Raw genomic sequence first — 15,531 nt, 5'->3', positions numbered from 1 at the left:
AACCACGAGGAGTTTCAGATGAGCCGTCTTGGAACCATGACGCGTCGGGGCCTGATGATCGGGGCCGCAGCCATCGCAGGCGGCGTGGCCTTTGGCACCTACCGCGTGATGACCCCTCACGCGAACCCGCTGGCCAAGGGGCTGGCACCCGATGCGGCCAGCTTTAACCCATTTGTGCGCGTGACACCCCAGGGCATCACCCTGATTGCCCAGCATGTGGATGTCGGGCAGGGGGCGGCCTCCATGCAGGCCGCTCTGATCGCCGAGGAGATGGACATCGCCTTCGGTCAGTTCGAGATCGAACAGGCACGCCCGGATCCTGCCTATTACAACACGGCGATGGCGGATGAGGCCGTGCCCTTCATGTCGACGGACACCGGCAGGGTGGCGGAAACGATGCGCGGCGCGATGGGCGCGATGATCAAACTCATGGGCACACAGGTGACCGGCGGCTCCACCTCTGTGCCCGATAGTTTTGACAAGCTGCGCAGGGCAGGTGCGGTCGCCCGCGAAACGCTGAAAGCCGCCGCGGCGGTCGAAACGGGAGTGCCGGTCGACGAACTCCGGACATCGCAGGCCGCGGTGATCCTGCCCGATGGTACGGAGATTGCCTACACGGCCCTTGCTGCAACGGCTGCGACGCTGGAGCCGGTGACCGATGTGGCGCTGCGCGATGCAAGCGCATGGCAGCTGATTGGCAAGCCGATGCGGCGGTTGGATATCGTCGCGAAATCGACGGGCCAGCAAACCTACGGGATTGACCTCAAGATCGACGGCATGGTGCTGGGTGCGGTGCGCTGCAATCCGCGCAAGGGCGGGGCGCTCAACGGCTTTGACGCCAGCGCCGCTGAGGCCATGCGCGGCGTGCAGCAGATCGTACCGCTGGCCAATGGTGTCGCCGTGATCGCGGAAAACACCTGGTACGCGCTGCAGGCGCTGGAGGTGATTGACTATGACTGGGGGCCGGCGCCTTATCCTGCGGAACAGGACGACCATTGGGCCGCTGTTGCGCAGGCCTTTGCACCTGACGCATTGGACCGGGTCTGGCGCGATGACGGCGATGCATCCTCGGCAGTGACCGACACACCGGATGTCACCGTCGAATATCGGGCACCCTATGTGGCGCACCAGCCCTTGGAGCCATTGAGCGCGGTGGTGCGGGTGACAGAGACACAGGCCGATGTCTGGGCGTCGCACCAGATGCCCCGTTTCGTGCAACAGCGCGTCGCGGAACAGACGGGGCTGGCAGCCGATCAGGTGGTGTTTCACAACCAGTTCGCGGGCGGCAGTTTCGGCCACAGGCTGGAATTCGACAATATCGACCGGGCCACCGAAGTTGCGATGCAGCTCAAGGGCACGCCGGTCAAACTGATGTTCAGCCGCGAAGAGGATTTCGCGCAGGATTATCCGCGCCAGATCGGCATGGCGCGGGCTAAAGGTGCGGTGCAAGACGGGCAGGTGACAGCCCTCGATCTGGAGATTGCCACACCTTCCGCAGTGCGCAGCCAGATGGGCCGTGTCGGACTGCCGGTGCCCGGGCCGGATACGCAGATTGCCGCAGGCGCCTGGAACGCCCCCTACGCCATCCCGCACTTTCGCGTCGCGGCCTATGCCGCTCCGGAACTGGCGCTGACAAGTTCGTGGCGGTCTGTTGGTGCCTCCACGGCGGGGTTTTTTGGCGAATCTGCGCTGGATGAGGTGATCCATGCCGCTGGCGCCGATCCCATGGCCGAACGGTTGCGGCTGGTCAACGATCCGGTGGCCAAGGCTGTATTGGAGGCGGTCGCGGAAATGTCCAACTGGGGCAGCGCATTGTCTGCGGGCAAGGGGCGCGGTGTTGCGCTGGTCAATTCCTTCGGCGTGCCCGTGGCTGAGGTCATCGAAGTCACCCAGACCGCGGAGGGCCTCAGGATCGATCATGTTTATGTCGCTGCGGACGTTGGCCGCATCGTGGACCCGGTGAATTTCGAAAACCAGGTGCAGGGCGGTGTGATCTGGGGGCTTGGGCACGCAATCAACTCCGAAATTACCTTCTCCGACGGGCAGGTTGAGCAGTCGAACTACTATGACGCTGAGGGCATGCGGCTCTATCAGGCACCCGAAATCCATGTGCGCGGGCTGGAAAACGCGGAGAAAATCCGCGGCATTGGCGAACCCCCGGTGCCCCCGGCCGCCCCCGCCCTGGCCAACGCAATCTTTGCCGCCACCGGCCAGCGGATACGGGAAATGCCCTTCAACCGTCATATCGATTTTATCTGAAGGCCGGTCTGCGCTGTTGTAGGGGTGCGGATTGATGGTATTTGACGTGCCAGGATCTCCGCAGGACGGGCGGGGCAGACAGAAAGGGTAAGCTCTTGGATTTTGCACTCACCGAAGAACAATCCGCCATCTTCGACATGGCATATGCCTTTGGACAAGAGCACATCGCGCCCTTTGCGCGCGACTGGGAAGCGCAGGGGACAATCCCCAAGGCACTGTGGCCCAAGGTTGCAGAACTGGGTCTCGCCGGGATTTACGTGTCCGAAGACTACGGCGGTTCGGGGCTCAGCCGGTTGGATGCGACGCTGGTCTTTGAGGCGCTGTCGATGGCCTGTCCTGCGGTCGCCTCCTTCCTGTCGATCCACAACATGTGCGGCGGGATGATCGATAAATTCGGCTCAAGCGACAGCAAGGCGCATTGGTTGCCGCAGCTTTGCACGATGGAGAAGATCTTTTCCTACTGCCTGACGGAGCCCGGATCCGGTTCTGATGCCGCCGCCCTGCGCACCCGCGCCACCCGCACCAATGAGGGCTATGTGCTCGACGGAACCAAGGCCTTCATCTCCGGCGGTGGGTATTCGGATGCCTACCTGAGCATGGTGCGCACGGGCGACGACGGTCCTAAAGGGATTTCGGCGATGGTGATCGAGGCGGGCAGCGAAGGGCTCTCCTACGGTGGTCTGGAGAGCAAGATGGGCTGGCGTGCGCAACCCACCGCACAGGTGCAATTCGACGCCTGCAAGGTGCCTGCCGACAATCTCATCGGTGAGGAAGGGCGCGGGTTCAGCTATGCCATGGCGGGTCTTGATGGGGGCCGTCTGAACATCGCGGCGTCGGCACTGGGGGGCGCGCAATCCGCGCTTGATGCCGCACTTGGCTATGCCGCGGACCGCAAGGCCTTTGGAAAATCCATCGATCAGTTCCAATCGCTTCAGTTCAAACTGGCAGACATGGAAGTGAAGCTACAGGCTGCACGGGTGTTTTTGCGCCAGGCTGCCTGGAAGCTCGACAACAGCGCGGTGGATGCGACCAAATATTGTGCCATGGCGAAGGTTTTTGTCACCGACGTCTGCTTTGACGTGGCCAATGACGCGCTGCAGATCCACGGCGGATACGGGTATCTTGCGGATTACGGCATCGAAAAGATCGTCCGTGACCTGCGCGTGCACCAGATCCTGGAGGGCACCAATGAAATCATGCGCATGATCGTGTCCCGCCAGTTGATTGCAGATCACGCCGCCTAATCGTCCATGTGCTGGTGCGGTTTATGAAATCGGTGTGCCATTAAGCATCGCTTCATAACTCTTTGCGATACCCGTGCATGAGAGCGCAGAACCGTTAAACGGACATCGGTTCGGTACCAAACCGCACGGGATGCAATTGTGACATCACCCTATTTGCATGGCACGCCTGCAGGCAATCCACCAACAAAACAGGTCCTGATCGTAGACGATTCGCGCGTGATGCGCGCCTGGCTCCGCGCTGTGTTATCTGCCGATCCCCGGCTCGAAATTGCGGGGGAGGCCTGTGACGCCATCGCAGCCCGCGATTTCCTCAAAGCCCAGCCCGTCGATGTTCTGACCCTCGATATTGAAATGCCGGGTATGAGCGGGTTGGAGTTCCTGGCGCGGCTCATGCGTGCGCGCCCGATGCCCGTGGTGATGATGTCCAGCCTGACCGCTGCAGGCAGCGATGCCGCCATTCAGGCGCTGTCGCGCGGGGCAATTGATTGCATGGTCAAACCCTCAAAAAGCTTTGGAGAAGAGCTGACGCAGGACATCTGTGAGCGGGTCTATCACGCGGCCTGCACTCGGCCCTCACAGTTGCAGATGCGCATTCAATCGAATGCCCTGGCAGCGGCGCAACCAAATCATGCAGCCCATCCCGCGCCGCGTGTAACCGCGGCGGGCCCCTGTGCAGAGGGCTCAATCATTTTGCTTGGGGCTTCGACAGGCGGCGTTGCAGCACTGGAAACGGTCTTGCCGATGCTGGACCCGGAAGGTCCGCCTGTGGTTGTGGTGCAGCATATGCCCGGAAACTTCCTGCGCAGTTTTTCCGAACGTCTCAACCGGCAAATGCAGCAGACTGTAAGGTTAGCATCGGAACATAAGGCACTGGAAAGAGGTGAAATTGTCCTGGCGCCGGGCAATCAGCAACACACTGAGTTGTACCGCAGGGCCGGGCATTGGTATTGTCATTTCATCGCAAATGATCCTCCGGCATTGCATTGCCCGGCCGTCGACAAGCTCTTTTCGTCCGCAGTCAATGATGCAAAGCGCGTGACCGCCGGTTTGCTCACGGGCCTGGGACGGGATGGGGCAGAAGGGCTTTTGAAACTTGCCCAGGCCGGAGCGTCCACCTTTGGCCAGAATGAAGCGTCCTGCGTCGTCTACGGTATGCCGCGCGCGGCTAAATCGATCGGCGCGGTTCAAAGCGAACTGCCCCTGGATCAGATTGGCACCGCGATCCGAGAAGCTGCGGCAAAGAAAACGCGTTCGGCAAGAATGGCCAGCCGGGTTCAGCTCTGATGACCGATGTGCGACACCATATCACTCAGGGAGAACAGGCTGTTGGCAGTGACCCGAAAATGGTGATCACCACATTGCTGGGATCCTGCGTGTCATGTTGCCTGTGGGATCCTGCGGCGGGTGTGGGTGGCATGAACCACATGTTGCTGACAACAAGCGGGAGCGATGCCGACACCTGCAACCTCGCGGGCCTGAATGCGATGGAGCTTTTGATCAACGAAATACAAAAGCAGGGGGGGCAGAGAAGCCGGTTGCGCGCCAAAGCCTTTGGTGGCGCTCAGATGGTCTCCGGTCTGAGCAAGATTGGCGAACAAAACAGCGCGTTCATTCTAAATTTCCTGGAGCAAGAAGGTATTGAGTGCGAAGGGCATTCGCTGGGCGGAGAAACCGCACGCCAATTGATGTTTTGGCCTGCGACGGGACGTGTGATGCAAAAAATCCGCGGGGATGCCCCAGCCGAAACAGTCTCTCAAATCCGGGCTCCGGCCAATACCGGCAATGATCTGGAGTTGTTTTAGCGATATTTGGAGCAATTTTCGGATGCATGATGACGGACCAAATCGCGCGCCCGACCAGGGTGGTTCGTTCAGTTGCCTTCGGATAGGTCCAAACCTGCCTTGCTCTTCTGAAGTTGTGTTGGAATTAGCTTAGTGTTGCCCGATCTCTGACACCGGCAGACGGCCGATCTTTGGGAAGGCGTACTCGGCCGGCGTATTGATCTATTGCTGGCCGTGCTTGGAGTTCTTCCATGTTGGCAGGCGCCCGATATGGACTTGTCGTGCGATCTATTCGAAGCAGGGGATTTCTTGGCGTCCATTGTAGCGTGGATTGATGCACTGCTTTGCGAGCCGCCGATACTCCAAAGCCAGGTCTCGCGCTTCGTTGAGGGTGACTACATCTGCACCGCCTAGGCCAAAGTCGGTGCGCAACGGCTTGCCTTCGCGGTTATGTTGGCCCTTCACTGTGACACGTACAATCCAGCGCCGCGCGGGTCGACGACAAGATACAACCCGATGCCGTCGCCGTGGCGACCTGGGCCGAGAGTTCGCACCAGATTCCTCGTCAGCTTTACGCTCAGAGCAGCCATAAAGTACCACGTTTTCTACCACGAAATGAATAGAAAAGAGTCTAATCGGAGAAAAAATCAATAGCAACAACGAGTGCAGATAAACCAACAAAAACAAACCTATATGGGGTCAAACCACACTGAGCGCGATTGAATGAAAATGGTGGGTGGCGGAGACGAAGGGATTCGAACCCTCGAGACCCTTCCGGGCCTACTCCCTTAGCAGGGGAGCGCCTTCGACCACTCGGCCACGTCTCCGCCGACGGGTATAGCCGCGCAGCCCTTGGAGTTACAAGGCTAAATCGGGATCTCGAACATGTCTTTTGCGATGGCGCAAATTCGATGCGCCTGGGTCGCTCGATGTTTCAATGATCAGAGAATGATCGCCGCGCTTAACGGACAGAAGCATCGTTGTTTTCGACAAGTGGATGTCAGTCCAAACCTCATGTGTCATCGCGGCTCAAAGCCACGTCTTCGCGGTGCATGGACGTATCCAGGCGTTGGCTCGCTTTGGTGCCTGGGACCAGTAGTTGCGCTTTTCGAAAGTAGGCGCGCAATTCTTCCTTAACGATACCCAACTCTCGCCGGGCTTGCCGAACTGTCATGCTTTGCCAAGGCTCTTCTTCGAGGGCAATCAGGTGTAAATCTCGGGCGTTGAGATTGTCCACGGCATAGCCGACACCAAGCCGAAAACTCGGAATATGCTCCTGTTGAAAGCGCCAATGTTCAGGATATTCAGTTGTAGATACGCGAATGAAGGTATCGATATGCGCTTCGGTGATGTCAGAGGCCGCGCCCATCGTGGCGCCAATCACGAATGCTTCGTCCTGAACGTGCAGGCCGCGGCCAATCAGGACGTGGATGCAATCATGCCGCGCAAGCGTGATAGCACCGGGCAGGGCGTCCGGGCTGGACGGGTTTTCGTATTTCTGAATGATTTCAGGGACATCGTCCGCTGCTGCGGCAGGCATCGTAGCCAATACCTCACGAAGCGTCATCTCATCGGTATCGAGCCCGGGCGTCCATTCATCCCAGTTCAAATCTGTGCGGCGGCCCATTGTTATTGCTCCTCAAAAGCGGTGATCGGGTCAAATGTGGTGCCTTCTGCGACAGCGCTGCGCAAGGCATCGGCAAGCCCGTCGACCCCGCTGATGGTGGTAAAGCTGGTGAAACCGGCGGCATTCAGGGCGTGATCAGGCAGGGACTTTGTGGCGATCGTGGAGATTTGGATCGGCGTCTCTGTCACGGTTTTTACCACGGCCTGCCTGAGTGCGAGGGCGTCATCGGCGCGGCCATCCGTCGTCACAATAATCCGGTAGTTGCCGAACGATCGCCGTGCGGCAGCTGAGTTTTCTAAGATTGTCCGCGCCGATGCAATGGCCTCTGTGAGCGGCGTGCCCCCGCGCGCAACGACAGGGCGCAGCGCATTTTGCAAGGCCAATCGTGCCTCATCGACCGGCGTTGTGGGGAGAATGACGCCTCCGTTCAATCCAATGACGGCAACCTGATCCGTTTCAGACAAAAACCCGACGGCTTCGACAAGGGCCGCCTTGGCCTGGCTGATTTCCTCTTCCATCGACCCGGAATCGTCGAGCACAAGAACCGCTACAGTGACATTGGGGTCCGGCTGCGCAATGACCTCAACCTCTTCGGCTACCGCAGGCCAGACCGCGATTGCATTCCAATCCGGATCCCCGAATTCAGCCAGCAATTGTGGCGGCTCGACCGTTTCAGGCGCGTTGCCAAGACCATCGAGGAACTCGCTGCCGAAGAATACGCCCAGGACAGCCACCACAATCGCGAATTCAACGACATGCTTCTTTTTCATGACGGCACCTCCCTAAAGCGGTGCAAATGTGGTGGCTTCGGCCTGCGTTGTCAGAACCCGAAAAATCACCCGCATATTCTGTCGCCACTCTTCCTGCGTCGTGGGCGGGTTAAAGGCTGGCGCGGAAATACCCACACCATCGACGGTGAATTGATTGCGATTGATGCGAACGCCTTCACTTTCGGCATAGGATTCAAGCGCATCGACAACCTTTATCGCGCGGTCGAGCGACAGGTTCTGGGTGGACGATCTGATGGCGCGCAATTCTGAGGCCGCAGCTCCATCCTTTTCGCGCCGCAGATAGTGCAGGGGGTCTGAATGCCCTTCTACCGTGATGATCGCACCGGAATAGGTTGAAGCGAGCCGGAGAATTTCCGCAAAGTCATCCGCATAGAGGTTGACCGGAAACGAGGTCGAATCCGGCTCGAAGAATACGCTGAAATCGATCTTCGTATTCGCCTCCAGCTGACCAGTTCTGCGCAACCGCGTCACGGCGGCGGCTGCTGCTTCGGGGTCAAAGGCGGCTATCTGACGTTCGGTTAGATCATCAAGACCTTCCGTCAAAGACGCGAAATCCCATTCTGCAATTTCCAGGTTGTAGGCGCGTTGCACGCGGCCCGCGCCCTTCAGAGCCAGATTGACCTCATCCAGAAGAACCGAAAACCGGCGGGGTTCCTTTGGGTCGGCAAAATGCTTTGCATTACCCGACCAGCCATCGGTAATTGCATCTTGCCACAAAAACACACCTTCCTCCTGTGGCAGGCCACCCAGAAACGCATCTGCCATCAACTGAGCCATCGCGGTTCGATCACGGTCACCGTCGCGCGCCATGAAGCTGCGCATGTCTTCTTCTGCATTGAAGAGGATGTTCACCAGCCTTGCGATGTCATCTCGGTGCGCGTCAAAATAATCCGCGCGCACGGCGATATAATCACCAATGACGGAGGCGGCCTCCTGCGTTGAGATCAGAATTTTAGCACCGCGTACCGACCCTTCGGCACCCGTTCCAACAGCACCACCCGAGGTCAGAAATCGCGCATCGGGCAAAATAACGGCCGCCGCATCGGCCTGACCGTTCGCCAAGGCATTCGCAGGTGTGTCGCCATCGCCGGTCAGCGCCTGGGTCCAGACGATTTCGATGTCGTCAAAGGACAGGCCAGCGTCCTGCAGCACGCGACCGACAAAGTCGACATGCGGACCATTGGCCTGTATGGCCACACGTTTGCCCGCCAGATCAGCGGCACGTGAAATTTCTTCCGACGCCACGATGCCATCGCCAGCGGAAAAGGAGTGTTTGAAGAAGATCACCTGCTCGGTGCGCGCATCGGCTTCCGTTACCGGGGCGGCGGACACCAGCATGCCCAAGGTGCCGCGCAGAAACGGCGACGCGCAGGACACGTAGTCATTCACCTGGCCCGCGAAATCATCGCGAACTGTCAGTTCAAGTGGCAGGTTTGCCGCGCTGAGTGCCCCATCGTTCGGGCTGAGGCTATTGCCATTCGCGTGCGCAACGATGCCATCCGCACCCCAGGCGATCAGCGGCATATTCGTGTTCCATCCCGGCGCGCAGTCGCGCACTGGGGCCGTAACCGTCTCTGTCAGCAAATCACCCGGTGCTGCATGCCCCGGAACTGGTGTGAAGGCGCTGGCCAGCATGACCAAGCAAAGTGCAGTAAACGTGCGAACGATTGAACGGATCATGGCCGTGGGTAGCTCCTGTTAAAATTTTGTATCGCATTTAGAGTTCGAATGCGGCGGTGATGTGGAAGGTGCTGCGATTTTTGTGACGTTTGAGATTCCACCATAGTCATATTTTATCCGCGTTGCCCTTACCATCTCCCAACAAAAGCTCTGCTGTGCTGGTCGATGCCCCAACCCTGTGCATCAATTGTGCGGCAGTGGAGGCCTCAAGAGTGTCGACCCCTTCCTGAAAAGCGGCAAGCCCGGCACGGATTTTCTGCCTACTTTCGTTAACCACCGTTTCGGAGGCCGCTTTGCGCAGTTCAGCATGAGCCGTCGCGGCCTCAACAAGCAGGTCGCTTCTGATGACGAGGGGCTGCACGTGGCGGATCGCTTGCGGATCATCCATCAATTGACCGGCAATCCCGTCCAACTGGTCAGCAGCTTTTGCCAGATCAGCTCGCAGATCAGCCCGCACGGATTTGCCAGCCCGTCGCAGCATGGATGCTTTGGAGTGGGCGCGTTGAATCATCGAAAGAGCTGCATTGGCCCGATCATCACTAATACCGTGGCGCAAACCGAAGTGAAACTTGATCAGTTGAGCGTCCGAGTAAAGAAGTCTGTCGGGCAACATCATGGTAAAACCAATTGCAAAGACAAGGGCGCAAGCTGCACCGATCACCGCAGTCGAATTTACGAAAAAGACCGGGATCTCGACGAACTCCAGAACGGCCACCGTAATGCCAATGGCGGCGAAACAGCAAATTGCGAGTGGTAAAATCGGCTGTTGGTCGTTTGGGCCTAGGTCGCCTTTCATCGAACGACCTGTGTAGAAACCGTAACGCGCGCCAGCATTGACTGATATTCTCTGTCTGACAGGCCCGCTGGACGCGGGAGCGGCTGTGCATTTCCGGTCGCGGCGATCCTGATGCGGTCCCGTGAAATCCCTAGATCCTGCGCAATCAATGCGACCACCTGCGCGCGCGATCTGGACAGCGCAATGTTTGCTTGCTGATCTCCGCGTGTTCCGGTGTGGCCAGACAATAAAATAGCGATGCGCGCGTCTGCGGCGAGACGAGCCAAATACTCCCTGAGCGCTTGCTCTTGACCAACGTCGAAGGTGGTTCCGCGGGAAAAAGTGAACGATGTAGTCTCGGGCGCCTCGCGTGCGCCGATCAGTCCAAGTATTGAAAAGGTGCCAATGCAGCATGCCGATAAAACTGCGCCCACGAATGCACGTCTAGGCAATGGGGGTCTGTGCGTGCCGCGCGATCTTTCTTGATCAGAATTCTCACCGGTTTTTGGCATCTTAATTCCAGTCTCGAACAAATCTACAAAGGGGCCATGTCATAACTTTGCTTCACTGACAGGATACTTAGGGCTGCCTTGGCAGGTTCGCAACGCGTTTCATCGACCTGTTAGAGCCGAGCGCCTGTCACTGTGACAAGCAGAGCTGTCTAGCGCCGTTGCTATCGGTGAGTTTTGACAGAATTGCTGTGGCTGGTGGACGCGGGTTTTAGGCCTGACTGCGCCAATTGCGATCCGGGCATCAATGATTGTCCATGGCCTATTTGCTGGTTTAGAGCCGGGCCGTGCGCGGAACTTTTTCCCAAGTTACTACTGAACCTTTCATTGTGGCTGCACCTCAAAAGGTTCGGACCAGATTTGGATCGGATTTTGAAGCCAATCTTTCTTAGTCAGTTCGACAATGCGACTTTGATGTATGAGGAAAAAAAGAACGGAGTGGCGAGTTATCGACTTCGGATCCACGGAGGACTATGTTGTCTAGGGATAACCTCAAAAAAGATCGATCTCGCCGAGACCGTTTTTGCCGCTCTTTACGGGCGCGCCGGAGGTGTCGCCCAGCAAGAGTCGACTGGATTTCAGTTTTAACTTACTCGCAGCTGATTGGATCAATGCTTCACTCGATTCGTTTTTGCTGGACTCTCCAAAAGCGGCTGCCATACGAGCCAAGTCTTCCAACGATTGACGCAAAAAATCTAGAGACTGAAGATTTTTGATTGCACGCTCATCTTGGACTTCCTTCACTTTGACGACGTCACTGACTGTATCTTCCAAGTCGGCCACATCACCGGCAAGCCCATCCAGATATACGGCAATACGCTTTAGAATGATTTTAGCGTGATCCGCTTCATTGATCTTCGACATAGGCTACAATCGCCCAACCACAGCTTCGATGCAATTTCGAAGCCCGTCTGGTTCAAAGGGCTTTTTCAGATAGTTGTTCATCCCGAGTTTCTTACCATGATCGACTATCTGTTGTTCAGCGCGTCCGGTGATTAGGATAAACCCGACTCCCTTTGTTTTTGGAGACGCTCGAAGTTGATGCAACAGCTGAAGCCCGTCCATTTGAGGCATATTATAGTCTGATATGACCAAGTGCACCGGACTTGCTGCCAAAGCCTTGAGCGCATCCAAACCATTTTCAGCAGTCGACACGTTTCTAATGCCAAACGCATCGAGTGCTTGGGTTATCAGGCCACGGCTGGTGGACATGTCATCCACAACCATAATGCGTAGTTGGTCACGCAGAGACATTTGATGTTCCTTTAGTTGGTTTGGGGGTCATGCTGGTCAGCGGGTTGGTCTATATGTCGTTGGACCATCAGTAAAAAACCCCACGTTTTCGGGATCTGCTATTCTTTCAGAATGACCGAGAAACAAAATCCCTCCTGGCGTCATTGCACGATGAAAACGAGGCCAAAGTCGGTTCTGGGTCTCTTGATCGAAGTAAATAACAACGTTTCGACAAAAGATGATGTCCATCCGTTGGCGCATAGGCCATTCAGACAACAAGTTAAGTTCTTTGAAAGACACAAGCGACCGAACGGTATTCTTGGCGAGATAAACGCGCTCACTTTCTGTATCGATAGCGCCGAAGTACTTTGAGACCAAATCTGGCGGGATGCCGGAGGTTAAGCGCTCCGGATAGCGGGCGGTTTTGGCGAAGTCGATTACATTGGAGTCGATGTCCGTTCCCAGTATCTTTAGATTCATGTTGCCAATGTCGGGGGCGATCTCCAGCAGTGTTATTGCAATGGAAAGAGCCTCCTGACCATTGGAACACCCAGCAGACCAAATTCTAACAGCCCCCCCAGATCGCAGTTTTGGAAGCAGTGTGGTACGTGCTTGTTTTGCAAGAAGGTCGAAGTGGTGCTTTTCTCGAAAAAAATGAGATACGTTTGTGGTGAGCGCTGAAATCATGTGTCGGCGCTCAGCAAGACCTTTCTCCGAGCAAACGTAGGCGCTGTATTGCGAGAAGCTCTCAAGATCCAAAATTTTCAGTCGGTGGCGCAACCGAGATTGAATCATCGAAGTCTTTTCAACCGCTAACTGCAGGCCACTCTCCTGATAGGCCAGCTTTGCGATAGCGTCGAAGCTTTCGGTATCCATACCTATTTCAGATCGAATTCTACTCATTAGGCGGCGTTGCTCTGCACGGACAGAACAATTGCGCTGAGATCCAGGACTCTAATCATTCTCTCATCAATCAGAGTAAGCGAACTGACGACGTTCGATGTCGAGCCAGGTTGCATTTCCGGAGGTGGCTGGAGATCCTCAGCCGTCAATGCGATAATATCAGAAACTGCGTCCACAAGCAGTCCAGTCATCACGTCGTTGTGATTAACGACAATAATAACGTTTCGATCAGTTTGCTCTTGAGGTTTGAGGCCTAATCGCTCCGAAAGATCCATAACCGGCAAAACTGTGCCGCGAAGATTGATCACACCCTTCATATAACTGGGTGCGTGCGGCAGTGGGGTTGTCCGGGTCCATCCTCTGATTTCACGCACGGACATTATGTCCAGAGAGTACTCCTGGTCGGCCAATTGGAAAGTCAAAAGCTCGATGGTTGCTGGTGTTTCTTTTTCGCTCATGCCGATTTTCCCATTAGTGATTGTGCCGCAGTTCCAGACGCGCCGATCGCGTTAGAGATGATATCCGATGTATCTAGAATGAGCGCGATTTGCCCATCGCCAAGAATGGTCGCTGCAGCAATGCCGGGAGCCCGGTAAAAACTGTCATCAAGCCCCTTGATGACGACCTGCCTTTGGTCCTGAATGCTATCGATAACAAGTGCAGCATGGCTGTCGTCTTCATGCGCTATTAGCAACACGACAGACCCCTCATAGTCTTCCACGGGTGGACGGTACCCAAGCTCTTGGCCCAAATCGAACAGGGGTACAAATCCACTGCGGACGCGCACAACATTCGCACCAGGGCGAACCATTTCCACGTCATTGTTCGAAAGGGTTAGCGTTTCGACAACAACATTCAGCGGCAGCACCAGCGTTTGATCTGCAACCTGAACGACCATCCCATCCAACACAGCCAGCGTGAGCGGCAGGGAAATCGAAAAAGTAGTCCCCTCGCCAGGTGTCGACGCAATGGTTATTCTGCCACCCAACGCTTGAATGGAGGTTCGAACGACATCCATCCCGACGCCCCGCCCGGAAAGGTCAGAAACAACCGATGCTGTAGAGAAACCCGGCAGAAACAGGAGGTTGTCAATCTCGCTGTCGGACAGAGACGCATCGGCTGGCACCAGGCCTTTATCAATGGCAATCTGAAGAACTTTTGGACGATTGATGCCACCCCCGTCATCAGAAACTTCTATAACGACACGACCAGATCGATGTGCGGCGCTCAGATTTACACGCCCTTGCTCCAGTTTTCCTGCTGCTTTGCGATCTTCGGGGCCTTCCAGACCGTGATCGACAGCGTTTCGGATCATATGAGTCAGTGGATCGGCAAGCCGCTCGATAACCGTTTTGTCAACTTCGGTCCCTTCACCCTCAGTGTGCAAACGCACGTCTTTTCCAACCGCCGCCGATGCTTCGCGTACGATGCGTGACATGCGTTGGAACAACGACTTCACGGGCTGCGCCCGGATCATCATCACGCTGTCTTGGATATCACGTGTAAGGCGTTGAAATTCTTCTAAGCCGTTCATTGCGTCGGAGTGAGGAGACAGGCCGGAGCTTTCAAGGCTTTGGGACAACATCGCCTGGTTGATGACGAGTTCACCCACCAAGTTGACCAGCCTCTCGATCCGGTCCAGGTCCACACGGACCACAGACTTTGCGGCGGCGGGCGCAGATGGTTTGGAGGCGGTTGGGCTCTTTACTGGTGCTTTGGCCGCTTCGGAGACTTTGGATGTATCGGTCGTTGTTGGTGGGTCTTCCTGTGCCCCGGCATCAGGAGCTTCATCGGCCACAGTGGCATTCCGAGGCTGACCTGCTTCGGCAACAGGCAATTCCGCCTCGATCTCAGGGAGCGGTTGTACCAATTGATCGCTTGCGTCGCTTTCAGGAACTGGCACGTCGGCTGCATCGGTCTTTGTAATTTCCAGCGTACAAAGGCCCTCGACGAACTCAAAAGCTGCAGCGATTTCAGCTTCTTCAACGTCGGAGCGCAATTCGACTGTCCAAGAAAGATAGGATTGCTCGGGCGCGAGAGCCTCCATATCCGGCACTTTGTCCAGATGGCAGGTTACAGTGCATTCGCCCATCTCATCGAGTGACCGGAGCATATGAAAAGGTTCATTTCCCGTCTCAAACAGTTCGTTATCCGGACGGAAGTGGATGCGGTAAACGGTTGTACTTGGTGCAGGCAGGTCATCAAGCGGGGGTAGGAGCGGTAAATCACCATCGCCTTCATCGCCTCCGAAATCCAAATCCAGCGACAGGGTCGCGGGTTGAAAGTCGATGTCCTCTTCCTCCGCCTCTTCCTCTTCTTCCGCACCGGCGTCACCAAGCAGGCCGCTCAGCAGGGATAGCAGTTTGGCCGTTTCCTCGTCGGGCAGCGCCTCGTCTTCTCTACTGATGCGCACCAAATCTGATAGGTGATCCGCGCATTGGAAAAAGATCTTGAGCGCGTCAGCATCCGGCGACATGCGCCCGGCGCGCACTTCATCCAGAACCGTTTCGAAACGGTGCGCAAAACGTACCAATGCTTCCAGACCAAAAGCGCCAGCCCCCCCTTTGATCGAGTGTACCGCGCGGAATACCACGTTGATCGTCTCGGGGTCTTCATCCCCATCATCAAGCGATTGCAGGCCATCCTGCAGCGCCTCCAAGAGTTCCTCGCATTCTATGAAAAAGGATGCTCGGATCTCTGCCATTGGGTCATTGCTATCAGACATCGAA

General features: G+C 56.6%; 15 protein-coding genes and 1 tRNA gene. 4 read left to right on the top strand and 12 right to left on the bottom strand.

The window, feature by feature from the left end:
- Positions 1–18 precede the first annotated feature (18 nt).
- The 4 genes from Q1A20_RS00180 to Q1A20_RS00165 all read left to right on the top strand — a co-directional run bounded on the left by Q1A20_RS00180 (position 19) and on the right by Q1A20_RS00165 (position 5,305).
- The gene (locus tag Q1A20_RS00180; RefSeq protein WP_299405030.1) at positions 19–2,259 is read left to right on the top strand and encodes a molybdopterin cofactor-binding domain-containing protein; all 2,241 of its coding nucleotides are present in this window, start codon (positions 19–21) and stop codon (positions 2,257–2,259) included.
- Between the two features lie 95 nt (positions 2,260–2,354).
- Positions 2,355–3,503: an acyl-CoA dehydrogenase family protein gene (locus Q1A20_RS00175; protein ID WP_299405032.1), complete on the top strand. Its 1,149-nt coding sequence runs from the start codon at positions 2,355–2,357 to the stop codon at positions 3,501–3,503.
- A gap of 138 nt (positions 3,504–3,641) precedes the next feature.
- A complete protein-coding gene (gene cheB, locus Q1A20_RS00170; protein ID WP_299405035.1) occupies positions 3,642–4,787 on the top strand; it encodes a chemotaxis-specific protein-glutamate methyltransferase CheB in 1,146 nt (381 codons plus the stop codon).
- A complete protein-coding gene (locus Q1A20_RS00165; protein WP_299915513.1) occupies positions 4,787–5,305 on the top strand; it encodes a chemotaxis protein CheD in 519 nt (172 codons plus the stop codon). Before cheB ends, Q1A20_RS00165 begins: the two co-directional genes overlap by 1 nt.
- A 267-nt stretch (positions 5,306–5,572) precedes the next feature.
- Here Q1A20_RS00165 and Q1A20_RS26110 read toward each other — a convergent pair whose 3' ends face one another.
- The 12 genes from Q1A20_RS26110 to Q1A20_RS00115 form a co-directional block, all read right to left on the bottom strand.
- Positions 5,573–5,749: a hypothetical protein gene (locus Q1A20_RS26110; protein WP_367180860.1), complete on the bottom strand. Its 177-nt coding sequence runs from the start codon at positions 5,747–5,749 to the stop codon at positions 5,573–5,575.
- Positions 5,750–6,021: 272 nt separating this feature from the next.
- Positions 6,022–6,111, bottom strand: a tRNA-Ser gene (locus Q1A20_RS00160).
- Between the two features lie 185 nt (positions 6,112–6,296).
- Positions 6,297–6,911 (bottom strand): hypothetical protein, encoded by a 615-nt coding sequence (locus Q1A20_RS00155; protein WP_299915512.1) that lies wholly within the window; start codon positions 6,909–6,911, stop codon positions 6,297–6,299.
- A gap of 2 nt (positions 6,912–6,913) precedes the next feature.
- Positions 6,914–7,681, bottom strand: a complete 768-nt coding sequence (locus Q1A20_RS00150) for a VWA domain-containing protein (protein WP_299915511.1) — start codon at positions 7,679–7,681, stop codon at positions 6,914–6,916.
- 12 nt (positions 7,682–7,693) lie between these two features.
- Positions 7,694–9,382 carry an ABC transporter substrate-binding protein gene (locus Q1A20_RS00145; protein ID WP_299405045.1) on the bottom strand — a complete coding sequence of 563 codons (1,689 nt, stop codon included), beginning with the start codon at positions 9,380–9,382 and terminating at the stop codon, positions 7,694–7,696.
- Between the two features lie 106 nt (positions 9,383–9,488).
- Positions 9,489–10,097 carry a hypothetical protein gene (locus Q1A20_RS00140; protein WP_299915510.1) on the bottom strand — a complete coding sequence of 203 codons (609 nt, stop codon included), beginning with the start codon at positions 10,095–10,097 and terminating at the stop codon, positions 9,489–9,491.
- 77 nt (positions 10,098–10,174) lie between these two features.
- Positions 10,175–10,669, bottom strand: coding sequence for an OmpA family protein (locus tag Q1A20_RS26105; RefSeq protein WP_367180859.1), 495 nt, complete (start codon positions 10,667–10,669; stop codon positions 10,175–10,177).
- 489 nt (positions 10,670–11,158) lie between these two features.
- Positions 11,159–11,530 (bottom strand): hypothetical protein, encoded by a 372-nt coding sequence (locus tag Q1A20_RS00135; RefSeq protein ID WP_299405053.1) that lies wholly within the window; start codon positions 11,528–11,530, stop codon positions 11,159–11,161.
- A gap of 3 nt (positions 11,531–11,533) precedes the next feature.
- The gene (locus tag Q1A20_RS00130) at positions 11,534–11,920 is read right to left on the bottom strand and encodes a response regulator (protein WP_299405055.1); all 387 of its coding nucleotides are present in this window, start codon (positions 11,918–11,920) and stop codon (positions 11,534–11,536) included.
- A 36-nt stretch (positions 11,921–11,956) separates the two neighbouring features.
- Positions 11,957–12,775, bottom strand: coding sequence for a CheR family methyltransferase (locus Q1A20_RS00125; RefSeq protein ID WP_299405058.1), 819 nt, complete (start codon positions 12,773–12,775; stop codon positions 11,957–11,959).
- A gap of 26 nt (positions 12,776–12,801) precedes the next feature.
- Complete coding sequence (locus tag Q1A20_RS00120; RefSeq protein ID WP_299405060.1) at positions 12,802–13,260, bottom strand: chemotaxis protein CheW; 459 nt, start codon at positions 13,258–13,260, stop codon at positions 12,802–12,804.
- Entirely contained in the window at positions 13,257–15,527 is a 2,271-nt protein-coding gene (locus tag Q1A20_RS00115) for a chemotaxis protein CheA (protein WP_299915508.1), read from the bottom strand. The genes Q1A20_RS00120 and Q1A20_RS00115 overlap by 4 nt, the downstream gene beginning before the upstream one ends.
- Positions 15,528–15,531 lie beyond the last annotated feature (4 nt).

It is taken from the genome of uncultured Roseobacter sp., assembly GCF_947501835.1.
Lineage (GTDB): Bacteria > Pseudomonadota > Alphaproteobacteria > Rhodobacterales > Rhodobacteraceae > Roseobacter.
The sequence above is the reverse complement of the archived record's forward strand: the minus strand, read 5'-3'. Positions and strand labels throughout refer to the sequence as shown.